The sequence below is a fragment of the Sphingomonas echinoides ATCC 14820 genome, from assembly GCF_000241465.1.
Lineage (GTDB): Bacteria > Pseudomonadota > Alphaproteobacteria > Sphingomonadales > Sphingomonadaceae > Sphingomonas > Sphingomonas echinoides.
On the sequence record NZ_JH584235.1, the window covers coordinates 1,426,867 to 1,448,446 of the forward strand.

General features: G+C 66.3%; 25 protein-coding genes and 2 tRNA genes. 17 read left to right on the top strand and 10 right to left on the bottom strand.

Annotated elements, in window-relative coordinates; all coding sequences use genetic code 11:
* Positions 1–40: 40 nt before the first annotated feature.
* From ON00_RS06765 to ubiA, 3 genes are all read right to left on the bottom strand, one after another.
* Positions 41–820, bottom strand: a complete 780-nt coding sequence (locus tag ON00_RS06765; protein ID WP_010404289.1) for a 3'(2'),5'-bisphosphate nucleotidase CysQ — start codon at positions 818–820, stop codon at positions 41–43.
* The gene (locus ON00_RS06770; RefSeq protein WP_010404291.1) at positions 813–2,171 is read right to left on the bottom strand and encodes a TldD/PmbA family protein; all 1,359 of its coding nucleotides are present in this window, start codon (positions 2,169–2,171) and stop codon (positions 813–815) included. Before ON00_RS06770 ends, ON00_RS06765 begins: the two co-directional genes overlap by 8 nt.
* A gap of 65 nt (positions 2,172–2,236) precedes the next feature.
* Positions 2,237–3,154, bottom strand: coding sequence for a 4-hydroxybenzoate octaprenyltransferase (gene ubiA / locus ON00_RS06775; protein WP_010404293.1), 918 nt, complete (start codon positions 3,152–3,154; stop codon positions 2,237–2,239).
* 129 nt (positions 3,155–3,283) lie between these two features.
* On the opposite strand from ubiA, the gene ON00_RS20870 reads away from it, so the two are divergent.
* The 3 genes from ON00_RS20870 (at position 3,284) to ON00_RS06790 (ending at position 5,667) form a co-directional block, all read left to right on the top strand.
* Positions 3,284–3,442 carry a hypothetical protein gene (locus ON00_RS20870; RefSeq protein ID WP_029622495.1) on the top strand — a complete coding sequence of 53 codons (159 nt, stop codon included), beginning with the start codon at positions 3,284–3,286 and terminating at the stop codon, positions 3,440–3,442.
* A gap of 47 nt (positions 3,443–3,489) precedes the next feature.
* Positions 3,490–4,230 (top strand): 16S rRNA (uracil(1498)-N(3))-methyltransferase, encoded by a 741-nt coding sequence (locus ON00_RS06785; RefSeq protein ID WP_010404294.1) that lies wholly within the window; start codon positions 3,490–3,492, stop codon positions 4,228–4,230.
* 63 nt (positions 4,231–4,293) lie between these two features.
* Entirely contained in the window at positions 4,294–5,667 is a 1,374-nt protein-coding gene (locus ON00_RS06790) for a glutamate--cysteine ligase (protein ID WP_010404296.1), read from the top strand.
* Here ON00_RS06790 and ON00_RS06795 read toward each other — a convergent pair.
* Complete coding sequence (locus ON00_RS06795) at positions 5,664–6,140, bottom strand: MarR family winged helix-turn-helix transcriptional regulator (protein WP_010404299.1); 477 nt, start codon at positions 6,138–6,140, stop codon at positions 5,664–5,666. The two genes, ON00_RS06790 and ON00_RS06795, sit on opposite strands and share 4 nt — an antisense overlap.
* Positions 6,141–6,177: 37 nt before the next feature.
* Here ON00_RS06795 and ON00_RS06800 point away from each other — a divergent pair, with 37 nt between their 5' ends.
* The 3 genes from ON00_RS06800 (at position 6,178) to ON00_RS06810 (ending at position 7,827) form a co-directional block, all read left to right on the top strand.
* Positions 6,178–6,762 (top strand): NADPH-dependent FMN reductase, encoded by a 585-nt coding sequence (locus tag ON00_RS06800; protein WP_010404301.1) that lies wholly within the window; start codon positions 6,178–6,180, stop codon positions 6,760–6,762.
* Positions 6,763–6,894: 132 nt separating this feature from the next.
* Positions 6,895–7,314 (top strand): SgcJ/EcaC family oxidoreductase, encoded by a 420-nt coding sequence (locus ON00_RS06805; RefSeq protein ID WP_010404304.1) that lies wholly within the window; start codon positions 6,895–6,897, stop codon positions 7,312–7,314.
* Between the two features lie 153 nt (positions 7,315–7,467).
* Entirely contained in the window at positions 7,468–7,827 is a 360-nt protein-coding gene (locus tag ON00_RS06810) for a BTAD domain-containing putative transcriptional regulator (protein WP_010404306.1), read from the top strand.
* Positions 7,828–7,882: 55 nt separating this feature from the next.
* On the opposite strand, the gene ON00_RS06815 is transcribed toward ON00_RS06810, so the two are convergent.
* On the bottom strand, positions 7,883–9,199 hold the full coding sequence (locus ON00_RS06815) for a methyltransferase family protein (protein ID WP_010404308.1): 1,317 nt from the start codon (positions 9,197–9,199) through the stop codon (positions 7,883–7,885).
* A 131-nt stretch (positions 9,200–9,330) separates the two neighbouring features.
* On the opposite strand from ON00_RS06815, the gene ON00_RS06820 reads away from it, so the two are divergent.
* From ON00_RS06820 to mtnA, 5 genes are all read left to right on the top strand, one after another.
* A tRNA-Gly gene (locus ON00_RS06820) sits at positions 9,331–9,404 on the top strand.
* 20 nt (positions 9,405–9,424) lie between these two features.
* Positions 9,425–10,039: a methylthioribulose 1-phosphate dehydratase gene (locus ON00_RS06825; RefSeq protein ID WP_010404311.1), complete on the top strand. Its 615-nt coding sequence runs from the start codon at positions 9,425–9,427 to the stop codon at positions 10,037–10,039.
* Positions 10,036–10,578, top strand: coding sequence for a 1,2-dihydroxy-3-keto-5-methylthiopentene dioxygenase (locus ON00_RS06830; protein WP_010404314.1), 543 nt, complete (start codon positions 10,036–10,038; stop codon positions 10,576–10,578). Before ON00_RS06825 ends, ON00_RS06830 begins: the two co-directional genes overlap by 4 nt.
* Positions 10,575–11,222: an acireductone synthase gene (gene mtnC / locus ON00_RS06835; RefSeq protein ID WP_010404316.1), complete on the top strand. Its 648-nt coding sequence runs from the start codon at positions 10,575–10,577 to the stop codon at positions 11,220–11,222. Before ON00_RS06830 ends, mtnC begins: the two co-directional genes overlap by 4 nt.
* A 4-nt stretch (positions 11,223–11,226) precedes the next feature.
* Entirely contained in the window at positions 11,227–12,258 is a 1,032-nt protein-coding gene (mtnA, locus tag ON00_RS06840; protein WP_010404317.1) for an S-methyl-5-thioribose-1-phosphate isomerase, read from the top strand.
* Between the two features lie 10 nt (positions 12,259–12,268).
* Here mtnA and ON00_RS06845 read toward each other — a convergent pair whose 3' ends face one another.
* Positions 12,269–13,411, bottom strand: coding sequence for an aminotransferase (locus tag ON00_RS06845; protein ID WP_010404319.1), 1,143 nt, complete (start codon positions 13,409–13,411; stop codon positions 12,269–12,271).
* A gap of 26 nt (positions 13,412–13,437) precedes the next feature.
* Positions 13,438–13,523 (bottom strand) — tRNA-Tyr (locus tag ON00_RS06850).
* A 180-nt stretch (positions 13,524–13,703) separates the two neighbouring features.
* On the opposite strand from ON00_RS06850, the gene ON00_RS06855 reads away from it, so the two are divergent.
* From ON00_RS06855 to ON00_RS06865, 3 genes are all read left to right on the top strand, one after another.
* On the top strand, positions 13,704–15,314 hold the full coding sequence (locus tag ON00_RS06855) for a M20/M25/M40 family metallo-hydrolase (protein WP_010404322.1): 1,611 nt from the start codon (positions 13,704–13,706) through the stop codon (positions 15,312–15,314).
* A 66-nt stretch (positions 15,315–15,380) separates the two neighbouring features.
* A complete protein-coding gene (gene rlmB, locus ON00_RS06860) occupies positions 15,381–16,124 on the top strand; it encodes a 23S rRNA (guanosine(2251)-2'-O)-methyltransferase RlmB (RefSeq protein ID WP_010404323.1) in 744 nt (247 codons plus the stop codon).
* 14 nt (positions 16,125–16,138) lie between these two features.
* Complete coding sequence (locus ON00_RS06865) at positions 16,139–16,918, top strand: hypothetical protein (RefSeq protein ID WP_010404324.1); 780 nt, start codon at positions 16,139–16,141, stop codon at positions 16,916–16,918.
* 36 nt (positions 16,919–16,954) lie between these two features.
* On the opposite strand, the gene ON00_RS06870 is transcribed toward ON00_RS06865, so the two are convergent.
* Positions 16,955–17,272, bottom strand: a complete 318-nt coding sequence (locus tag ON00_RS06870) for a 2Fe-2S iron-sulfur cluster-binding protein (RefSeq protein ID WP_010404326.1) — start codon at positions 17,270–17,272, stop codon at positions 16,955–16,957.
* A gap of 73 nt (positions 17,273–17,345) precedes the next feature.
* Here ON00_RS06870 and ON00_RS06875 point away from each other — a divergent pair, with 73 nt between their 5' ends.
* From ON00_RS06875 to ON00_RS06885, 3 genes are read left to right on the top strand one after another with little or no spacing between them, the layout of a single operon-like run.
* Positions 17,346–17,969 (top strand): DNA-3-methyladenine glycosylase family protein, encoded by a 624-nt coding sequence (locus tag ON00_RS06875; protein WP_010404328.1) that lies wholly within the window; start codon positions 17,346–17,348, stop codon positions 17,967–17,969.
* 3 nt (positions 17,970–17,972) lie between these two features.
* Positions 17,973–18,326: a hypothetical protein gene (locus ON00_RS06880; RefSeq protein ID WP_010404329.1), complete on the top strand. Its 354-nt coding sequence runs from the start codon at positions 17,973–17,975 to the stop codon at positions 18,324–18,326.
* Entirely contained in the window at positions 18,323–19,195 is an 873-nt protein-coding gene (locus ON00_RS06885; RefSeq protein WP_010404331.1) for an S-methyl-5'-thioadenosine phosphorylase, read from the top strand. The genes ON00_RS06880 and ON00_RS06885 overlap by 4 nt, the downstream gene beginning before the upstream one ends.
* Positions 19,196–19,294: 99 nt before the next feature.
* Here the strand turns inward: ON00_RS06885 and ON00_RS06890 are convergent, their stop codons facing one another.
* Positions 19,295–20,116 (bottom strand): HpcH/HpaI aldolase/citrate lyase family protein, encoded by an 822-nt coding sequence (locus ON00_RS06890; RefSeq protein ID WP_010404334.1) that lies wholly within the window; start codon positions 20,114–20,116, stop codon positions 19,295–19,297.
* Positions 20,116–21,579, bottom strand: coding sequence for an efflux transporter outer membrane subunit (locus ON00_RS06895; RefSeq protein WP_083834157.1), 1,464 nt, complete (start codon positions 21,577–21,579; stop codon positions 20,116–20,118). The genes ON00_RS06890 and ON00_RS06895 overlap by 1 nt, the downstream gene beginning before the upstream one ends.
* Between the last annotated feature and the right edge of the window lies 1 nt (position 21,580).

Sequence of the window (21,580 nt, forward strand, 5' to 3'; positions counted from 1 at the left end):
CGAATTTTACAGGGCGGATTCTGTCGTCCGCGACGGCGCGTTAGACGGAAAGCACCCGCGCGCGCTCGCTCAGCCGCTCGACCGCCGCCGCATGGATGCCGGGCGTGGTCGCCAACACGCCGAACGCCTGCGCGCGCGGCGTGTTGAAGACGAGCGGCGCGCCAAAGGCATCGGTGACGGTCGCGCCCGCTTCGGCGGCGATCAGCGCGGCGGCGGCGATGTCCCATTCATAGCCCCAGCGCAGCGTCGCCACGAGATCGGCCTCGTCCGCTGCCACCATTGCAATGCGCAAGGCGATCGAATTGGGCTTGGCCACCGCGACCAGATCGCGGTCGGCCTTGGGCAGGCCGTCGCTCGGCACGCGCGATCCGCTGAACACTGCGCGGTCGCCGACCTGGATTGCGGCACCGTTGCGCGTCGCCCTCTGCCCGTGCGCGGCGCGCCACATGTCGCCGCGAGCGGGCGCATCCAACACGCCGATCGTCACCCGGCCCTGCTCGACCAGCGCCACCGACACCGCCCAGCCATCGCGTCCGCGAATGTAATCGCGCGTGCCGTCGATCGGATCGACCACCCACACCCGCCTGCAGGCGAGCCGATCGGCATTGTCGGCGGTCTCCTCCGACAGCCATCCGGCATCGGGCAGCAACGCCGTGAGGCGCGCGTGCAACAGCATGTTCACGTCCAGATCGACTTGGCTGACCGGGTCGTTCGGCCCCTTCTCCCAACAGTGAAAATCGGTGCGCCAATGCCGCAGCGCCAGCGCGCCCGCCTCCTGGACGACCGCCGTCACTGCATCGGCAAGACCGGAATCAGCCACTCGCCACCGTCATCCCTTCGATCCTGAGCGTCGGCACATTGGTGCCATAGCGGAATTCTAGGTCGTTCGCGGGCGTCAGGTTGAGGAACATGTCCTTTAAATTGCCCGCGATGGTGAATTCGGCGACCGGCCCGGTGATCTCACCCCGCTCGATGCGGAAGCCTGCCGCGCCGCGGCTGTAATCGCCGGTAACGCCGTTGACGCCCATGCCGATCAGTTCGGTGACGAACACGCCGTCGGTGATGTCGGCGATCAGCGTTTCCGGCGGGACATGCCCTGCTGCCATATGCAAATTGCTGGTCGACACCCCCGGCGCGCCGCTCACGCCGCGCGCGGCATGGCCGGTCGGCTCCAACCCCAATTGCCGCGCAGACGCGCTGTCGAGCAGCCAGCGTTCGAGCATCCCCGCCTCGATGATCGCGGTCGGCGACACCGGCAGCCCCTCGCCATCGAACGGGCGCGAACGCAGGCCATGCGGGCGGTGCGGATCGTCGAGCACGGTCACGCCGCTGGCGAACACCTGCGTGCCGAGCGCCTCGAGCAGGAAGCTGGTCTTGCGCGTGATCGCCTGGCCCGAGATCGCGCCGATAAGGTGCCCGAGCAGGCTGGACCCGACGCGCGGATCGAACACCACCGTCATCGGCCCGCTGGCGAGCCGCCCGGGATTGACGCGGGCGACGGCGCGCTCGCCCGCGCGCGTGCCGATCAGCTCGGGCGCTTCCAGCGCGCGGCGGTGGCGTGCCGAGCTATAGGCATAATCGCGCACCATCGCCCCGCCCTCGCCCGCCAGAACGCTCGCCGACAGGCCATAGCCAGTGGCCGCATAAGCGGCGGCAAAACCGTGGCTGGTCGCGAGCGCCCAGATCGAACGCGAGGCGCTGGCAGAGCCACCCTCGCTATTGGTGACGCCCGCCACTGCGCGCGCGGCATCCTCCGCCGCCCGCGCCGCATCGCGCAGCGCTTCGGGGCTGGGCTCGCTGCCGCCCTTCGCCAAATCGTCGAGGTCGAGCAAGGGCGGGTCGCCGTGCATCAGCCGCTCGGCGGGGGCGAGGCCAGCCCAGGCATCTTCGGGCGCCTCGCGCGCCATCGCGATCGCGCGGTCGACCAAGGCGGTGAGCGCATCGTCGGACAGATCGGAAGTGGACACGCTCGCCGAACGCTTGCCGACGAACACGCGCAGGCCAAGCTCAGCGCTTTCCGACCGCCCGACATCCTCCAGCGCGCCCAAGCGCACCGAAATGTCGAGCGAGGTATCGGCGGCATACACCGCATCGGCGGCATCGGCCCCGGCAGCGCGGGCGCGGGAGACAATAGCGGCGGCGCGGTCGCGCCCTTGGTCTGGGGTCAACATGAGCGAAGACTTAGGAGCGGCAGCACCACCACGCAACCGCCCGCGCCGCTGTGCAATACCGGCGTTCAATATGGCCAGGGCGTGCCCACCACCACACAGGCGAGAAACATCAGCAGCCCGGCAAAGCGGTTGGAGCGGAAGCGGTGCAGCGCGCCTGCGCCATCATCGGGCGACAAGGTCGCAACTTGCCACAGGAAATGCCCCGCCACCGGTAGCAATGCGGCCAGCGCCAGCCAATCGGGCCGCAACACCCAGATCGCCCCCGCCCACAGCACCAGCGCCGCCAGATAGAACAACCCGACCCCCAGCCGCACCCGCGCGCCCATGCGCAGCGCCGAGGAGCGCACCCCGATCAGCGCATCATCCTCACGGTCCTGCAACGCATAGATCGTGTCATAGCCGACCACCCAGCAAATCGACCCGGCATAGAGCAGCAGGCCGGGCGCGGTCAGCGCGCCCATCACATCGCTCCACCCGACCAGCGCCGCCCAGGAAAAGACAAGGCCGAGCCAGATTTGCGGCCACCAGGTGATCCGCTTCATGAACGGATAGGCCGCGACCGGCGCCAGGCTGAGCACCGCAACCACGGCGGCATAGAGATGCAGGTGCAGCAGCACGAGCAGGCCAAGCAGACACAGCACCAGCAGCCACGCCCACGCCGCCTTCAGCGACACCGCACCGCTCGCCAAAGGTCGGGCAGCGGTGCGCGCCACTTTCCGGTCGAGATCGCGGTCGACAATGTCGTTATACACGCAGCCCGCGCCGCGCATGGCGATGCTGCCGAGCAACAGCCACAGGATCAAATCCCAGCGCGACACCGCCCCGCCCGCCAGCGCGACACCCCACGCCCCCGGCCAGAATAACAGCCACCAGCCGATCGGTCGATCGAATCGCGCCAGCAGCGCAAACGGGCGCACCGCAGCGGGCAAAAGTCCAACAAGGCCACGATGTTCGGTATCGGGGGTAAGATCGGCAGCGGTCATAGGCGCTCCATGCACCAGCCAGCGGCCGCGCAACAGCCCCGGCGCGCATCGCCTCGACTTCGCCACGCTCTGCGTCGATAGCGGTGCCAAGACCCGAATAAGGGCGCGGTTTTCCAAAGGGCGGGCAGCGTGATTCATCTCTCCGTCGCGATTGGACGGTTCTTCGAGGCGTTGCTGTGGGCGGTGGCCCGCGGCGTCGGCGTGATGGCGGGATGGGCGCTGCTAGCGGTGGTCGGGCTGGGGCTGCTCGCCGTCGTGCTGCGGGCGCTGTGGCAGGGACGCAAGTGAACGCCGCCGATTTGCCACACCGCACGCCCCTGCTCTAAGGCGCAGCGATGCCCGCCACCCCCGCCTGGCCCCCGCAATCGACCCCGCGTCTATTCGTCGAGACCCCGTTCGGCCTTGGCCCGCTGCGCGTCGATGGCCCGCAAGCGCATTATCTGGTTAGCGTAATGCGGATGAAGACGGGCGATCCGGTCAAGCTGTTCGACGGCGCGTCCGGCGAGTGGCTCGGCGTCGCCGCCAGCGTCGGCAAGCGCGACCTCGTGCTCGACGTCACCCAAAAGCTGCGTGAGGCCGAGACGGTGCCCGATCTGTGGCTGTGCGCCGCCCCGATCAAGAAAGGCCGGATCGACTGGGTCGCCGAGAAAGCGTGCGAGCTTGGCGTTGCGCGGCTCGTGCCCGTGCTGACGCGCCGCACGATCGTCGACCGGCTCAATGGCGAGCGGCTGCGCGCGCACATGATCGAGGCGGCCGAACAATGCGGGCGCACGGCGGTGCCCGCGCTGGCCGAGCCCGTAAAGCTGTCCGCCCTGCTACGCGACTGGCCAGCGGATCGCGCGCTGTTCTTCGCCGACGAAACCGGCGGGACTCCGGCTTTGGCGGCCATGCGCGCGGCAAGCGGTGCGGCGGCGATCCTGATCGGTCCTGAAGGCGGCTTCGATGACGACGAGCGAGCCGCGATCCGTGCCGTGCCAAGTGCCGTCGCCATCGGCCTGGGCCCGCGCATTCTGCGAGCCGACACGGCGGCAGCGGCAGCAGTCGCGCTGTGGATGGCCGCGCGCGGCGATTGGTGAGGCGCATCGGTAGCTAAACGAAACGCGCTGGCGGGCGGCTTCGGGCGGCGCTAAGGCGCGATCATGACGACGCGCCCCGACAGCAAGAAAACATCCCCCATCATCGAGTCGCGCGACCAGCTCGTCGCGAGTTTCGCGCGCGGCGAAAAGCCCGCCGAGCGCTGGCGGATCGGCACCGAACATGAAAAGTTCGTCTATGCCGACAGCGATCATCATGCGCCAAGCTACACCGAAAAGGGCGGCATTCGCGATCTGCTCGATGCGCTCACCGAATTCGGCTGGGAACCGGTGCTGGAGGGCGACAACGTCATCGCGCTCAACGGTGTCGACGGGTCGATCAGCCTCGAACCCGCCGGACAGTTCGAGCTGTCGGGCGCGCCGCTCGAAAATTTGCACCAGACCTGCGCCGAGACCGGCCGGCATCTGCAGCAGATCAAGACGATCGGCGACAAATTCGGCATCGGTTTCCTCGGCCTCGGCATGTGGCCCGACAAGACCCGCGCCGAGCTGCCGATCATGCCCAAGGGCCGCTATGCGATCATGCTGCGCCACATGCCGCGCGTCGGCAGCATGGGCCTCGACATGATGCTGCGCACCTGCACGATCCAGGTGAATCTCGATTACAGTTCCGAAGCCGATATGGTGCAGAAGTTCCGCGTCGGCCTCGCGCTGCAACCGCTGGCGACCGCCCTGTTCGCCAATTCGCCCTTCACCGAGGGCAAGCCCAACGGCATGCTGTCGTACCGCAGCCATATCTGGTCCGACACCGATCCCGCGCGCACCGGCATGTTGCCGTTCGTGTTCGAGGATGGCTTTGGTTATGATCGCTACACCGAATACGCGCTCGATGTGCCGATGTACTTCGTCTATCGCGACGGCAAATATATCGACGCCGCAGGCCTGTCCTTCCGCGATTTCCTGAAGGGCGAATTGTCGGTGCTGCCCGGCGAAAAGCCGACGCTCGACGATTGGAACGACCACCTCTCCACCGCCTTCCCCGAGGTGCGGCTGAAGACCTTTCTCGAAATGCGCGGGGCCGATGGCGGGCCATGGGGGCGGATCTGCGCGCTCCCTGCTTTGTGGGTCGGCCTGCTTTATGACCAGGGCGCGCTCGATGCGGCGTGGGATGTGGTCAAGCACTGGACGATCGAGGAACGCCAGGCGCTGCGCGATGCGGTGCCCAAGCTCGGCCTCGACGCGCCAATCGCGGGCGGGCGCACCTTGCGCGCGATTGCGGGCGAAGTGATCGACATCGCCAGCGCGGGCCTCATCGCACGGGGCCGCACCGATTCGAGCGGCAGCAACGAAACCGGCTTCCTCGATCCGCTGCGCGAGATCGTCCGCAGCGGCAAGGTGCCCGCCGAACTGCTGCTGGAGAAATATCACGGCGTCTGGAATGGCGACGTGTCGAAAGTGTATGACGAGCTGCGGTTCTAGCCGAGCTCTGCTTCGCTCCCCGCCTGCGCGGCGTGGGCGAGGGACTCCACAAACTTCGCGTTCAAGCGGCCAAGGTCGGCCAAGTCATCCTCACTCCAGGCGGCAACCGCGCGCGCCAGCAAGCGCCGCCGCGCGGCCGCAACCGAGCGCGCCAGACCCTCGCCCGTAGGCGAGAGCGTGACCATCCGGATTCGCCGGTCGCTTTCTCCAGCACCTTTCGCGACCAGGCCCAGTTGCGCGAGCTTGGCAAGCTGGCGGCTGACCGTCGTCGAGTCCCGCCCGACCTGATCGGCCAGCGCCGCCACGCTCAGCGTGCCGCGCGTGGCGATCGCCACCAGCAGCGGCACCAGCGCGCGGTCGAGCACCACATCTGCCTCTTTCAGCAACAGGTCCACGCGCTGCGGGCTGCTGAAAAAGCCCAGCAGATCAACGAGCGCGCGAGCGACGGTATCGATACTACCTGTATTATACACTCTTTACCCCAAGCCCCCAAAGTGGCATAAAGGCTGCATGATACACACATCTCCCACGCTCGTCATCGCCGGCAGTGTAAGACCGCGCCGGATCTCCCCGCACATTGCGCAATGGGTCGCGACGCTGGGCCGCGCGCAAAGCGATGACGCCTACGAAGTCGTCGATCTGCGCGACTGGCCGTTGCCGATGGATGATGAGGCGGAAATGCCGCAGCGCGCCAGCTACGCCTCAGCATTAACCCTCGAATGGAGCCGGAAGATCGCCAGCGCGGCGGCGTTTGTCTTCGTCACACCGCAATACAATTGGGGTTATCCGGCCGCGCTGAAAAACGCGATCGACCACCTCTATCGCGAATGGGCCGACAAGCCGGTGATGATCGTGTCCTATGGCGGGCATGGCGGCGGCAAGGCGGCCGCGCAATTGCAGGAGGTGTGCGAAGGGATCGGGTTACGGCCGATCGCTACGCGCCCAGCGCTGCGGCTGTCACGGACGCAGATCGAAGCCAATTCGGGCGAAATCGATCCTGCCGAGGCGTTTGCCGGACATATTGAGGAAGTGCGCGCGGCACTGGCTGAACTGTCCCAATCGCGCGATGCGACCATCCAGCCGACGACCGCATAAAGAGGGCCGATCCCCGGTCGTGGCACGTCACGCAATGGCCGTAAGCAACGATAATTCTTTCTGCCAGAACGTCATATCGAAGTGGTATGATCCTCTGTGGTTCCAACCATTCAACCACTGGGGGAAATGAACATGGTCGATCATCCGGAACGGATTACCGAGCACTTTGAAGCCGCCTGGAACGCGCATGACATGGTCGCGTTTGGCGCGCTCTTCCATCCGGATGCCACCTTTGTGAACCGTTTCGCCATGTATTGGCGCGGGATCGACCAAATCGTCGCCGGGCATCGCTTCATCCATGAGACGATCTACAGCGACTCGGTGTTACGGGTTGATCCGGCCGATATCGACTGGGTCGGCGAGGACGCGGCAATTCTGCATTTCTGGACTCGGCTCACCGCGGGTGCCGCGCATCCCGCCGGCCCCCATGTTGCCGACACGCTGATCCTCGCGATCGCTACGCGCCGCGATGGCGATTGGCGCGTCCAGGCGGCCGAAAATGTCACGCTCGCTGATCCGACGACCGGCAAGGACATTTTGCGGGCGAGCTGACGCCCCGGAATTTTTATCATTTTTGAATGCCTTAGCCCGGTTTTCCGGCGGGAAAACTCGTGCCTTTTTCTCATCCAAAAATACCACTTCACAAAACTGCCTCATAAGTGTCATCATTCTGTAACCGAATGACTCGGTGAGAGGATGAACCCCATGACCAAAATGATCGCTTTGAGCTTGCTTGTCCTGGCGCCGCTGTCGGCACCGGCAGTGGCGAACCCCATGGCAGCAACGCCGTCAGCCAGTGCGGCCGCGCAGAATGCGGACGCCATTACGACGCTGGAAACGCGGGTTCGGCTCAACCCGGATGATGGCGGACGCCATATCGAACTGGCCGCTGCGTATTTGCGAAGCGGGCGCACGGCCGAGGCACTGACCGCCTTCCGTCGCGCCCGCGCGCTTGACAATGAAATGCTGGAGACGCCGACGGGCGACGCGATCTGGTCGCATCAGATTGCCGACCGCGTGCTTGCCCGCGCCGCCGCGCGCCCGGTGCAGCTGTCTTCGCGCTGACAATCTGCGGAGAGCGGACCCTCGGGGCATCTTCGGATGCCCCGACACCGCGCGGCTAGGCCCGCACCGCGCGCTTGCCCGCGACCCACCCAAAGAAGCGCGGCACCAGCCCGTTGCGCGCCATCCATTCCGAATAGTCGCGATAGGCCGGGTCCAGGCCGAGATGCCGCTCCTCGGTCTTGGCGCGCCAGTAATAAACGCCGCTGACCACCCCCATCAGGATCGTGGCGCGCACCGCATCCAGCCACGACCCCGTCGTCAGCACCGGCACGGTTGAAATCCACCAGAACAGGTTCTTCGACAGATAGGCCGGGTGGCGCGAAAAGGCATACGGCCCGTGCGTCAAAATGCCGCGATGCGTCAGGTTGGAAAACCGGAACCCAAAGGCAACCGTCGCCCAGGCGTAGATTGCGGTTAGACCGACCAGCACCGCGCCGATCGCGGCCAGCAGCACCGGATGCCCGGCAAACCAGACCGACCAGCCATCCGAGCCATAGGTGCCAGGATGATAATCGAGCGGCCCGTTTTCGGCCATCAGCGTGAAAGGCGGGTAACAGATCAACGCCGCCATCCACGCCGCGGCAAACGGGTTGGCGCTGCGAATGTGCGAATCGAGCGGCCGAAAGGTGAGGATGTACCCGGCGGTGGCAAAGGCGCAGTCAATCACGAACATGAAGCCGATCAGCCAATTGGCCAGCGCGACCGGGTTGTGCAGCACCTCCGCGACATTGCCATGGATGAACCCGGCAAAGCCCGGCGGCACCACCGCCAGCATGAACGCCAGGAAGAACGCCTTCACGCCCCAACTGCGCAAATGGTTATATAGCGCTTCGTGGTCGATCGGCTCGTCGAGCCCCATCAGCCACGCGCCCAGCGCCCATGCGCCATCCTTGGGCGCGACCAGCCGCCGATCGATCCACAGCACATAGGGGATCGAACAGACGAAGAGCAGCGGTGCAGCAACGCCGAAGCATTGCATCGCAAAGGGAAAGCCGCCCCATTGGTTGCTCCAATAGAAGCGCCCGGTGCCATAGATCAGGGCGATGCCGGCCCAGGTCGCCCACAGCCCCGCCAATTTGGTCAACGATACATCGAGCGTTTCGCGCCACGGCTTCGCGGCGCTCCAGTCGATCCCGGTCGAGGCCCGCCGGTGAACCTTGTCGACCAGCACCGCCCACAGCACCATCGGTAGCGCGCACGCCGCGATGTTGACCAGCGCGGCATACGGCCCGTCCATGCCAAAATAGCGTGCGATCGCCACCCATATGAACAGACCGCCGAGACCCGCTAGGCCACAGCCAGTGCTGACCGCGGAGGCCGGGCGGGGATCGGCTGCCTTGGCAGCGCGCGCGAGGGCGGTGTCATGAAACATCGATCGCTTGGTAGCGCGAAAATGGTTAGCGATGGATGAAGGCGCGCGACGCCTCGCGCACCCGCATCTTGCGTCGGCGCGTCGGCCACGCTAACCGGGCGCATCGCCGCACGAGCGCGCGCAGCCGGCGAGCGGGTATAGTACAATGGTAGTACAGCAGCCTTCCAAGCTGAATACACGGGTTCGATTCCCGTTACCCGCTCCAGCCCGCATCCCGGTAAGCGCATGAGCACGCTTTCCTTTTCGCAAGCGCAGGACGCGATCGTCGCGGTCGGGCGGTGGCTCGATGGCAAGGGCTGGGCACCCGCCACATCCGGCAATTATTCGGCGCGGCTTGATGATGGCAGCATCGCCGTCACCGTATCCGGTCGCCACAAGGGGCGGTTGACGCGCGATGACGTGATGCGCGTCAATGCCGAGGGTGTGTCGCTCGATGGCAAGAAACCCTCGGCCGAAACCGCGTTGCATCTGGCGCTCTACCGCCTGTTTCCCGCGTGCGGCGCAGTGCTGCACAGCCATTCCGCCACAGCCGTTGGCCTAAGCCGCGCGACGCCGGGCGCGGGCTACACCTTCACCGGCCACGAAATGCTCAAAGCCCTGCCCGGTATCGCGACGCATGAGACGTCGGTGGTGCTGCCGATTGTGCCCAACAGCCAGGACATGGCCGAACTCGACGCGGCGATCACCCCGCACCTGCTGGTGCCAGGTGCCATCCCGGCCTATCTCATCCGCAGCCACGGTTTGTATGGCTGGGGCCAGGACATGGCCGAGGCCGAGCGCGTGATCGAAGCCGTCGAATGGATGATCGCCGCCGAACTGGCCGAAAGGAGCTTTCGATGAGCCGTTTGCAGGTCTTTGCCGAGGAGGATGCTGCGACGCCGCTGCTCGACACCGCAGACGCTGCTGAAATCGCGACTGCGCTGGGTGAGGCTGGGGTCCGGTTCGAACGCTGGCCGCTTAAGCCAGTCACGGCGGACAGCGACCCGCTAACCGTCTATGCCGACGAAGTGGCGCGGCTGACCGCAGAGGGCGGCTATCAGTCGATCGATGTCGCGCGGATCACGCCCGACCATCCCGATCGCGCCACGCTGCGCGAAAAATTTCTGTCCGAACACACCCATGCCGAGGATGAAGTCCGCTTCTTCCTCGACGGCGAAGGGCTGTTCACGCTCCACCACGATTCGCGCGTGTTCGCCATGCTGTGCGGCGCAGGCGATTTGATCTCGGTGCCAGCCGGAATGCGCCACTGGTTCGACATGGGGGCGGCACCGCGCTTTACCGCGATCCGTCTGTTCCTCAATCCCGACGGGTGGATCGCGCAGTTTACCGGCAGCGATATCGCCGATCGCTTCCCACGCCTGGAGCCCGCAACCGCGTGAAGGCGATCCTCACCGATATCGAGGGCACCACGTCGAGCATCGCCTTCGTCGCCGAGGTGCTGTTTCCCTATGCCCGCGCGCACCTGGCCGACTATGTCGCCGCGCATCCGGCGGAAACCGCACCGATCCTTGCCGAAGTCGCCGTGACCGAGCCGGGCGACCCCGTAGCCACGCTGCTGCGCTGGATCGACGAGGACCGCAAGGCGACTCCGCTCAAGGCGCTGCAAGGGATGATCTGGGCCGATGGCTATGCCAGCGGTGCCTTTCGCGGGCACATCTACCCCGATGCGGTGGCCGGGTTGCAGCGCTGGCACGCGGCGGGAATCGCACTGTACGTCTTTTCCTCGGGCTCGGTCCCTGCGCAGAAATTGCTGTTCGGGCATAGTGACGCCGGGGATTTGACCCCGCTCTTCTCGGGCTATTTCGACACGACAACCGGGCCGAAGCGCGAGGCGGCCTCCTATGCCAAGATTGCCGAAGCGATCGGGATCGCGCCCGCCGATGTGCTGTTCCTGTCCGACACACCCGAGGAAATCGCCGCCGCGCACGGCGCGGGGATGGCGGCGCGCTTGATCGACCGCGCCGGGGGCGCGGGCGATATCGCAAGCTTCAATGACCTTGCCAATTCACCGATAGAGGCGTGAGATCGTGATCCTGGAAGGCATTCATCAGCGCTCGATCACCCGCACCGCCGATGGCGCAGGCGCGTGCATCCTCGACCAGCGCGAACTCCCCTGGAGGGTGAAATGGGTCGAACTCCGCTCTGCCCGCGCGGCCGAACAGGCGATCCGCGAAATGTGGACGCGCGGCGCGCCGCTGATCGGCGCGACCGCCGCTTATGGTCTGGCGATGGCGCTGGCCGAGGACGGATCGGACGCGGCGCTTGATGCGGCTTATGCGCTGTTGCTCGAATCGCGTCCGACCGCGGTCAATTTGAAATGGGCGCTCGACACGATCGTGGAGGCCGTCCGCCCCCTCCCCGCCGCCGAGCGCGCGCAAGCTGCCTTCGCGCGCGCCGATGCGATTTGCGATGAAGACGTGGCGCTCAATCAAGCGATCGGCGCGCATGGCCTTGAGCTGTTTCGCGCGCTCCATGCGAAAAGCCCCGATCGTCCGCTCAACATCCTGACGCATTGCAATGCCGGGTGGCTGGCAACGGTCGATTACGGCACCGCCACCGCGCCGATCTATCTCGCGCATGATGCGGGGATCCCGGTCCATGTCTGGGTCGACGAGACGCGCCCGCGCAACCAGGGCGCGTTGCTCACCGCCTTCGAACTGGCCGGGCATGGCGTGCCCCACACCGTCATCGCCGACAATGCCGGTGGCCATTTGATGATGACCGGCCAGGTCGACGCCGTGATCGTCGGCACCGACCGCGTCACCGCCAATGGCGATGTCTGCAACAAGATCGGCACCTATCTGAAGGCGCTTGCCGCCAAGGACACTGGCGTGCCCTTTTATGTCGCTTTGCCCTACACCACCTTCGATGCGAGCACCGCGACCGGCGCCGACATCCCGATCGAGGAGCGTTCGGCCGACGAGGTGACCCATGTCGCCGGCGAAGGCGGGCGCATTCGCGTGACCGCCTCGAACGCCGCCAACCCCGCCTTCGACGTGACGCCAGCGCGGCTGGTGACCGGCTATCTGACCGAGCGCGGGCTGCTGGACACGATTTGACGCGCGCGCTTCACGGCCGTCGCGTCATCCGCTCCAGCGCCGCATCCAGCGTCGCATCCTGCTTGGCGAAGCACAGCCGCACGACGCTGCGAACGGCGTTCTCGGCATAGAAAGCGGACACGGGAATCGTCGCGACGCCCGCCTCCTCCAGCAGCCAGCGCGCGAACGCGACGTCGTCCATATCGACGCCGGAGGCTGCCAGGTCGATATTGAGGAAATAGGTCGCCGCACTCGGCAGCACCGTATAGCCGAGCCCCGTCAACCCCGCCGCCAGGCGATCACGCGAGCGCTGATAGCCCGCGCGCATCTCTTCGAAATAAGCGATGTCCTTGCCCAGCCCAAAGGCCGCCGCCGCCTGCAAATTGGGGGGCGTGGTGAAGGTCAGGAACTGGTGCGCCTTGGCCAGCACGGAGGAAATCGCAGGTGCCGCGCACAGCCAGCCGACCTTCCACCCGGTCAGCGAAAAGATCTTGCCGGCCGAGCCGATCTTGACCGTGCGATCGCGCATCCCCGGCTGCGCCATTAGCGAGCGGTGCTGGCGGCCATCGAACACGACATGCTCCCACACCTCGTCGCAAATCGCGATCGCATCGTGCGCAACGCAGAAATCGGCAAGCAGCGCCAGCTCGTCCGGCCCGATCATCGTTCCCGTGGGGTTGAGCGGTGAGTTGAGCAGCACCAGCCGCGTGCGATCGCTCGCCACCGCCGCCAGCGCATCGGCAGTGATGCGCCACTCGGGCGGTTCGAGCCGCACCAGCTTCGCCACGCCCCCGGCGCGCTGCACCAGCGGCAGATAGGCGTCGTAGAGCGGCTGGAACATCACCACTTCGTCACCGGGCGAAACCAACGCGAAGATCGCCGCCGCCAGCGCCTCGGTCGCGCCCGAGGTGACGATCACCTCGCTCGCATCGAGATCGAGGCCCTGATGCACGCGGTAATGGTCGGCCACCGCCTGGCGCAGCGCAGGCGTGCCCGCCATCGGCGGATATTGATTCGACTCCTCGATCAGCGCGCGCGCCGCTTCGGCGAGCACGTCCTCGGGGCCGCGCCCGTCGGGAAAGCCCTGGCCAAGGTTGATCGCCCCCGTCGCCCGCGCGCGCGCCGACATCGCTTCGAAAATGGTGGTGCCGAGCGCGGTGTAAACCGGGTTCATCGCTTGCTTCCTTCTGACAAGAAGGTTGGTGGACAGGGCTGGATTCGAACCAGCGTACGCTTGCACGGGCAGATTTACAGTCTGCTGCCTTTAACCACTCGGCCACCTGTCCCCAGGCGCGCATCCTTTGGGAAAGGATGGTCGCTTCAAAAAAGCGAGGCGTGCCAATGCCGACGACATGCGCCCCTGTCAACGGCTAAGGTCACGACATCGGTGCCAAGACCGACCTTGCGCCCGCGCCGCGCCGCGCATACCCACGCGGATACAGCTATTTTTCGTTGGGGGTCTCATCATGCGTCGTGTCTTGCTTCTCGCCACCTGCGCGGCGCTCGCGACCGCGCCTGCGCTTGGCCAGTCGGTCGATCGCACGCAAACCACGCGAATCATCGACGAGGGCATCGCCCATAGCGAAGTGATGCTGACCGCCGAACATCTCGCCGACGTGATCGGCCCGCGCATGACCAATTCGCCCGCAATGCGCACGGCGGAGGCCTGGACTCAGGCGAAGTTCACCGAATGGGGGCTGAAGAACGTCCATAAGGAAGGCTTCGATTTCGGTCGTGGCTGGTACATCGTCGCCTCCAGCGTGAAGATGCTGACCCCGCGCCCGATCCAGCTCACCGCGATCCCCATCGCCTGGACGCCCGCCACCAACGGGCCGATTTCGGCACCCGTGATCGTCGCGCCGATTGCGCGCGTGCGCGATTTCGACAAATGGCGCGGGAAGCTGTCGGGCAAGATCGTCATGGTCACGCTGCCCAACACTGGCTCCGAACCGGGCGAGGCTCCCTTCCAGCGCTATACCGGCGAGGAACTGGGCAAGCTCGATCAATATCAGCAGCCCACCTATAATCCCGAAGCCGCCGACCGCCGCCTGAAGCGGCTCGATTTCGCCAAGAAGCTCGATGCCTTCCTCAAGAGCGAGGGCGCGGTCGCGATGGCGACCATGGCCTATCGCGACGGCAAACTGGTCAGCGGCGAGGGTTATACCTTCGGCGTCGGTGATACGCCCGCGCTGCCCGCCGTACAGATCGCCGCCGAGGATTATCGCCGCCTTGCCCGCCTCGCCAAGATCGGCCCCGCGCCGACGGTCGAGATCAACAGCGACGTGCGCTTCGACGATAGCGACACGCGCGCCTACAACATCATCGCCGAAATCCCCGGAACGGACCCCAAGGTCGGCTATGTGATGGCGGGCGGGCATCTCGATTCGTGGGTTGCGGGAGATGGCGCGGCCGACAATGGCGCTGGCTCCGCGATGGTGATGGAAGCCGCGCGGATCATCGCCAAGACCGGCATCCGCCCCAAGCGCACGATTCGCTTCGCCTTGTGGGCGGGCGAGGAGCAGGGGCTGCTCGGCTCGCTATCCTATGTAGAAAGCCACCTCGCCACGCGCGGAAACCCGAGCGACCCGAAGCAGACCGGGCTTGCGCTGTACATGGGCTGGTCGAACCGCTGGCCGATCACGCCCAAGCCCGGCTGGGGCGATCTCGCCGCCTATTTCAACCTCGACAATGGTTCGGGCAAGGTGCGCGGTATCTATGCCGAGAACAATCCGGCGGTGGTGCCGATCTTCCGCGAATGGCTCGCGCCGTTCGGGCCGATGGGGGCGAAGGACGTGGTGATTCGCACCACGGGCGGCACCGACCATGTCTTCATGCAGGCGGTCGGCGCGCCCGGCTTCCAGTTCATCCAGGATCCGCTCGACTATGACAGCCGCGTCCACCATTCCAGCATCGACACCTTCGACCATTTGAAGGGCAATGATATGCGCCAGGCCGCGACCATTCTTGCGTCGTTCCTGGTCAATGCCGCCAATGCCGAAAAGGCCCTGCCCCGCCCGCCTTTGCCGACCAAACCGGCGGTGACCGAGCCTTTCGCTTATTCCGACGAGGATGAATAAACCCGTGTCCGTATCGCTTTTCCCTACCCCTGTGCTGACCCGCCTTTCGATCGTGGAGACCAACTGATGGCGCGCCGTGGACATCGCCCGTCACAGGCCCCCGCCGGTCGCCCGCGCTTCTGGGGACGCCATGCCGTCACCGCAGCGCTCGCCAACCCCGAACGCGTGGTGCGCAAGCTCTGGGTGACGCGCGAGGCCGCCGCCAGCCTCGACATCCCGCCGGTGATCCCGATCGTCTATGCCGATGTCACCGATCTCGCGCGGCTGGTGCCGGGCGACGCCCCGCATCAGGGGCTGGTCGCCGAAGTCGATCCGCTGGAAGATATCTGGCTTGGCGATTTGCTGCAGCAGGGCGAAGGCGATCAGCGTCCGTTGCTGGTGCTCGACCAGGTGACCGATCCGCACAATGTCGGCGCGATCATGCGCTCGGCCGCCGCCTTCGATGCGCTTGGCATCGTCACGCCCGATCGGCACGCGCCGCCCGAATCGGGCACGATCGCGCGGGCAGCCTCGGGTGCGCTCGAAATCGTGCCGTGGGTGCGCGTCGTCAACCTCGCGCGTGCGCTCGAGGAGATCGCCGAAGCCGGTTTCTGGCGCGTCGGGCTGACCGGCGAGGCCACGCAGACCTTGACCCAGGCGATGGGCACGCAGCGCGTCGCGCTGGTGCTGGGAGCAGAGGGCGAAGGGATGCGGCAGAACACGGCATCGCATTGCGACGAGCTTGCGCGTTTGCCGATCTCGCATAAGGTCGAGAGCCTGAACGTGTCGAACGCAGCGGCCATCGCGCTGTACGCGGTGGCATCACGCTGAACGGGAGGTTCGACATGGTGGCACGTCTTGCGCGGCGGCTGACACCAAAGCTGCTCGGCGTGCTGCTGTTGCCGTTCGCGCTGGCAAGCTGCGTGCTGACCCCCGGCACCTTCGTGTCGACCTTACGGATCGACGCCGACCGCCACTTCACCTTCACCTATGTCGGGGAGGTGATCGCGGTCGATCTGGGCGGCGAGTTTGCCAAGGGCATGAAGGATGGCGGCGACGGCGATGCCAAGGATACCGACCCCGCCGCCAGCGACGATGAAGAACCCACGCTCCAGAAAATCGCCAAGCGCAAACCCGTCCCGAAGGACACCAAGCCCGCCGAGCCCGACGGCAAAGCCGCAACCGACGCCAAGAACCGCGCGATCGCCGCGACGCTCGCCAAGGAAATTGGCTATCGCAAGGTGACCTATCTCGGCGATGGCAAGTTCAGCATCGACTATGCCATTTCCGGCACGCTCGATCGCGGTTTTCTGTGGCCGTACAATCTCGACGCCGAAGTGCTGTTCCCATTCATCGCGCTGGAAGTGCGGACGAACAATACGGTGCGGATCAAGGCACCGGGCTATGCCAATCAAAGCGATGCCAGCAAGGGGCTGGCAGGCGGCATGACCGATAAGGGCCCGACGAGCCAGCTCGACGGCACCTTTACGCTCGACACCGATGCCGAGATCGTCAGCCAGAACCAGGAAGATGGCGCGGTGACGACGGGGACGCGCAAGACCGTGACGTGGAAGGCGACGCCAACCACCAAGGATGCGCCGACGGCGGTGTTGCGCTTCAAATAGCGGCGCGGGCGGCGGCAGCGCCGCCCGCTTGTCGCCTCAATCCTCGGCGGCGATGCGGACCTTCAGCCCGTCCAGCGCATCGGTCAGTTCGATCTGGCACGACAGGCGCGAGGTCGCGTCGCGGTCGGCCGAGGAATCGAGCAGATCGTTCTCGTCTTCGCTCATCTTGGGCAGTTTGGCCGCAAATTCCGGGTCGACATGAACGTGGCAGGTCGCGCACGAACAGCAGCCGCCGCACAGCGCCAGAATTTCATCGATCCCGGCGTCGCGGATCACTTCCATCACCGAAAGACCGGCATCGCCTTCGATTTCCCGTTCTTCCCCTTCGCGGGTCACGACGATAAGCTTGGGCATGAACGATCCTTTGCGATAGCGACTGTCTCCACCGCCATGCCGCCAGATGCGGCCCCGATCAAGGTATCACCGCATGGGCCTCAGCGCCGATCAGTTGAAAACCGCGCTTGACGCGCTGGCGGAACGCGAACCCGCCTTTGCGGCAGCACTCGCCCGGGTCGGCTATCCCGAACCGCGTCTGCGCGAGCGCGGCTATGCCACGCTGCTGCGCACGATCATCGGGCAACAGGTCAGCACCAAGGCCGCGCAAAGTGTGTGGAACAAGCTGGAAGGCTTGGTCGGGTCGCTCGACGACCCGGCCAATATCACCAGCGCGACCGACGAGACGCTGCGCGAGGCGGGCCTGTCGCGCCAGAAAGCCGGCTATGCGCGCAGTCTCGCCGCCCTGGTGGCGAGCGGCGAACTCGATCTGCACCATCTGCCCGCCGATGACGAAGAGGCGATCGCCAAGCTGGTCGCGGTCAACGGCATCGGGCGCTGGTCGGCCGAAATCTATCTGCTGTTCGCCGAGGGCCGCACCGACATCTGGCCAGCGGGCGATCTGGCGGTGCAGATCGAGATCGGCCGCATTCTCGGCCACGAGGCACGCCCGGGCGAGAAGCTGGTGCGCGACCTGGCCGAGGCGTGGCGTCCGCATCGCGGGGCCGCCGCGATCTTCGCCTGGCATCATTATCAAAGCGACATGACGGTCGTCTGAGCCATGGCAAAAGCAGACCGCCTCGCCCGGCTCGACGACCGTCGCGCTGAAATCGAAACCGAGTATCGCGCGCTGCTCGTCGCCGCGCTGCGGCGCACGGCGGCGGGCCAATGGGGCTTGTTCGGCCATAACAAGGACCGCGCGCACGCTGCCAAATTTGCCCCCGTTGTGCTGGAGTTGACCGAATTGGGCGAGGCTGCCGATCACGTGCGCGAACAATTGTCGATGCCGCCCTTTGCACTCCATGCGGATTTTGTTGCATCGCGCGGCCCCGTGCCCGCACACGCCGTCGGGGAACCCAAACAGGCGCAGGCGTGGCTCACACGGTTGGAATCACAGGAAGGGAATGCCGCATGAGCGGAAAGTGGAAACTGGGCGTGATCGGCGGATCGGGCCTGTACGCGATCGATGCCTTGCACAATCCGCGCTGGCACCGCGTCGATACGCCATGGGGGCAGCCGTCGGACGAATTGCTGTTCGGGTCGATCGGCGATGTCGACCTCGTCTTCCTGCCGCGCCATGGCCGCGGGCACCGCATCAGCCCGTCCGAGCTCAACTTCCGCGCCAATATCGATGCGCTGAAGCGTAGCGGCTGCACCGACATCATCGCCATTTCGTCGATCGGCTCGCTGCGCGAGGAACTGCCGCCGGGGCATTTCGTGGTGGTGGACCAATTCATCGATCGCACCGTCGCGCGCACATCGAGCTTCTTCGGCACCGGCATGGTCGCGCATGTGTCGATGGCCGAGCCGGTCTGCCCGCGCCTGTCGGGTTATGCGGCCGAGGCGGTTGCGGCAGCGGGCGGCGCGGTGACCAAGGGTGCGACCTATCTGGCGATGGAAGGCCCGCAATTCTCCAGCCGCGCGGAAAGCCTGCTCTACCGCCAATGGGGCGCCGACGTGATCGGCATGACCGCGATGCCCGAGGCCAAGCTCGCCCGCGAGGCGGAGATGCCGTATGCGCTGATCGGCATGGTCACCGACTATGATTGCTGGCGTGAGGAAGCAGCCTTTGTCGAGGTGGCCGAAGTCATCAAGCAAATGGGCGCGAACGGCGAAATCGCGCGCAAGGCGCTGGCGCAGCTGGTCGCCGCCTTGCCGAGCGAGCGCGCTCCCTCCCCGCTCGACACCGTGCTCGACCACGCGCTGATCACCGCCCCCGCGTCGCGGGATCCTGCGGTGCTGGCAATGCTCGATGCCGTGGCAGGGCGCGTGCTGGGCAAATAACGCTTCGATCTTCGTGGCTTTGTGTCTTCGTGCGAGCATTTTTTCACACAAAGGCACAAAGCCACGAAGAAGGGAAAAAGGCGGCTACGCCGGGGCCGCTCAGCGCGCGAGCGTTACGATCCGCTCGGCTTCGCTCAGGTGCAGCCGTTCGACCATTGCGCCGTTGACGCGGATCGCGCCTTTGTCGGCGTTTTCGGGCTGCGCAAAGGCTGCGATCACCGCTTTCGCCCACGCGACGCGCTCGGCGGACGGCGCAAAGGCGCGGTTGGCGAGCGCGATTTGCGCCGGGTGGATCAGCGTCTTGCCGTCGAAACCGAAGGCGGCACCCTGCGCGCATTCCGCCGCCAGTTCGGGCGTCTCGGCCAGCACGTTCGACACCCCGTCCAGCGCAATCAGCCCATGCGCGCGCGCCGCCGTGACGATCGCGGTGAGGTGCGGCAGCAGTGGCAAGCGGTCCGCGCCGGGCGTGCAGCGCATGTCCTTCGCCAGATCATTGGTGCCCGCTATCAGGCACTCCAACCCGCGCGTCGCGGCGATCGTCGGCAAAGCGAGCATCGCCGCGCACGTCTCGATCATCGCCCACAGCGGAACATCCCCCAGTAATGCGCGCGCCGCCGACAGGTCATCTGGATTGGAAACCTTGGGCAGGACGATCGCGTCAAAGCCCGCGTCCCGCGCCGCCTCGCAATCGGCGATGCCCCATTCGCTGTCGAGCGCGTTGACTCGCAGCGCCAGCGTCCGCCCGCCAAACCCACCGTCCGCCGCCGCTTGCAACGCCTGGGCGCGGGCGCTCGCCTTGGCCTCGGGCGCGACGGCATCCTCCAGATCGAGGATCACCGCATCGCATGCCAGGCCCCGCGCCTTTTCGATCGCGCGGGCGTTCGACGCCGGCATGAACAAGGCGCTGCGAATGGTGTGCATTATGGGGCTGGGGCCTCGCGCCGCGTCGGCGCGGGCGCGTCCTCCCAGCCACCGCCCAGCGCCTTGAACAGGCTGATCTGTGCATCGGCCACCGCCGCATCCGATTGCGCCAAAGCGGCGCGCGCATCGGCACGGTCCCGCTCGGCCTCGATCAGCAGCAGAAAACTGTCTGCTCCATAGGTAAACCGGACTTGCGACAGCTTGGCCGCCGACGTGCTTGCCGCTTCGGCGCGGCGCAGCGCGGCGTTGCGCTCCAGCGCCCCGGCATAGCGCGCGAGCGCTTGCTCCACTTCGCTCAGCGCGCCGAGCACCTTGCCATCGAATGTCGCAAGACTGGCATCGGCCCCAGCGCGCGCCTCTCGGATGCGTGCGCGCGCGACGGTCTGGTTGGGGAAGCTCCACGAAATGAGCGGCCCGAACGAATAATTGGCCGCGCTGCTCTTGAACAACTGGCTGCCGCGCGTGGCGTTGAGGCCAATGCTGCCGAGCAACGAGATTTTGGGATAGAGATCGGCCACCGCAACCCCGACCCGCGCCGTATCCGCCGCGAGCGTACGCTCGGCCGCGCGCACATCGGGGCGCCGCGCAATCAACGCCGCACCGTCGCCGACCGGCACCACGGTATGCATCGTCGGGGGAGCCTTGCACGCATCGGCAGCGGCATCGATTTGCTCGGGCGGCAGACCGGTCAACACCGCGAGCGCATAAAGCGACGCGCGCCGTTCGGCCTCAAATCCCGGAATGCTCGCCTGCGTCTGCGCGAGCAGAACATCGGCGCGTTCCACATCGCGCCGGGTGCCGCGCCCTGCGGTGAACAGCGTGTTGGTCAGCCCCAGCGTGCGCTGTTGCAACGCCACCGTCTCGATCGCGACCGCGCGTTGCGCAGCATTGCTGCACGCGCTGGCATAGGCCCGTGCGGTTTCGGCGGCGACCGACACGCGCGCGGCGTCTAGCTGCGCCTGCGCCGCCTGCGCATCGCCGCGCGCCGCTTCGATCGCGCGCGTCACACCGCCAAAGAGGTCGACCTCATAGGACGCATCGAAACCCAGCTTGAAGCTGTCGAAGCGAAAGGTCTGCGGCGCGGCGGCAGCGCCGCCAAAGGCCGCCGCGCTCGCGCTATTGGCCTGTTGGCGGCTATATTGCGCGCTCGGGCTGGTCGTCGGTAGCCGCGCGCCCGTCTGTTCGGACAAGACCGCGCGCGCGCGCTCAAGATTGGCGGCAGCCACGCGGATGTCGGTATTGTGCGCCAGCGCCTCGGTGACCAGCCGGTCGACCGCCGGATCATCATAGAGCCGCCACCAATGGTCGGGCAGTGGCGTTGCCGCAATCGCGGCGCTGTGGCTTGTTTCCACAAAGCCGCCGCCCTTGGCCGGTACAGGCGTGGTGGGAGGGCTGTAATGGGGGCCGACGACGCAGGCCGACAAGGCCAGCGCCGGCAGCGTCAGGCCGAGGATACGCACCATG

Coding starts and splice junctions, on each gene's coding strand:
- ON00_RS06770 (WP_010404291.1), bottom strand. CDS start 2,171: ATGTTGACCCCAGACCAAGGGCGCGACCGCGCCGCCGCTATTGTCTCC.
- ubiA (WP_010404293.1), bottom strand. CDS start 3,154: ATGACCGCTGCCGATCTTACCCCCGATACCGAACATCGTGGCCTTGTT.
- ON00_RS06785 (WP_010404294.1), top strand. CDS start 3,490: ATGCCCGCCACCCCCGCCTGGCCCCCGCAATCGACCCCGCGTCTATTC.
- ON00_RS06790 (WP_010404296.1), top strand. CDS start 4,294: ATGACGACGCGCCCCGACAGCAAGAAAACATCCCCCATCATCGAGTCG.
- ON00_RS06800 (WP_010404301.1), top strand. CDS start 6,178: ATGATACACACATCTCCCACGCTCGTCATCGCCGGCAGTGTAAGACCG.
- ON00_RS06805 (WP_010404304.1), top strand. CDS start 6,895: ATGGTCGATCATCCGGAACGGATTACCGAGCACTTTGAAGCCGCCTGG.
- ON00_RS06810 (WP_010404306.1), top strand. CDS start 7,468: ATGACCAAAATGATCGCTTTGAGCTTGCTTGTCCTGGCGCCGCTGTCG.
- ON00_RS06815 (WP_010404308.1), bottom strand. CDS start 9,199: ATGTTTCATGACACCGCCCTCGCGCGCGCTGCCAAGGCAGCCGATCCC.
- ON00_RS06825 (WP_010404311.1), top strand. CDS start 9,425: ATGAGCACGCTTTCCTTTTCGCAAGCGCAGGACGCGATCGTCGCGGTC.
- ON00_RS06830 (WP_010404314.1), top strand. CDS start 10,036: ATGAGCCGTTTGCAGGTCTTTGCCGAGGAGGATGCTGCGACGCCGCTG.
- ON00_RS06845 (WP_010404319.1), bottom strand. CDS start 13,411: ATGAACCCGGTTTACACCGCGCTCGGCACCACCATTTTCGAAGCGATG.
- ON00_RS06855 (WP_010404322.1), top strand. CDS start 13,704: ATGCGTCGTGTCTTGCTTCTCGCCACCTGCGCGGCGCTCGCGACCGCG.
- rlmB (WP_010404323.1), top strand. CDS start 15,381: ATGGCGCGCCGTGGACATCGCCCGTCACAGGCCCCCGCCGGTCGCCCG.
- ON00_RS06865 (WP_010404324.1), top strand. CDS start 16,139: ATGGTGGCACGTCTTGCGCGGCGGCTGACACCAAAGCTGCTCGGCGTG.
- ON00_RS06870 (WP_010404326.1), bottom strand. CDS start 17,272: ATGCCCAAGCTTATCGTCGTGACCCGCGAAGGGGAAGAACGGGAAATC.
- ON00_RS06875 (WP_010404328.1), top strand. CDS start 17,346: ATGGGCCTCAGCGCCGATCAGTTGAAAACCGCGCTTGACGCGCTGGCG.
- ON00_RS06880 (WP_010404329.1), top strand. CDS start 17,973: ATGGCAAAAGCAGACCGCCTCGCCCGGCTCGACGACCGTCGCGCTGAA.
- ON00_RS06885 (WP_010404331.1), top strand. CDS start 18,323: ATGAGCGGAAAGTGGAAACTGGGCGTGATCGGCGGATCGGGCCTGTAC.
- ON00_RS06890 (WP_010404334.1), bottom strand. CDS start 20,116: ATGCACACCATTCGCAGCGCCTTGTTCATGCCGGCGTCGAACGCCCGC.
- ON00_RS06895 (WP_083834157.1), bottom strand. CDS start 21,579: ATGGTGCGTATCCTCGGCCTGACGCTGCCGGCGCTGGCCTTGTCGGCC.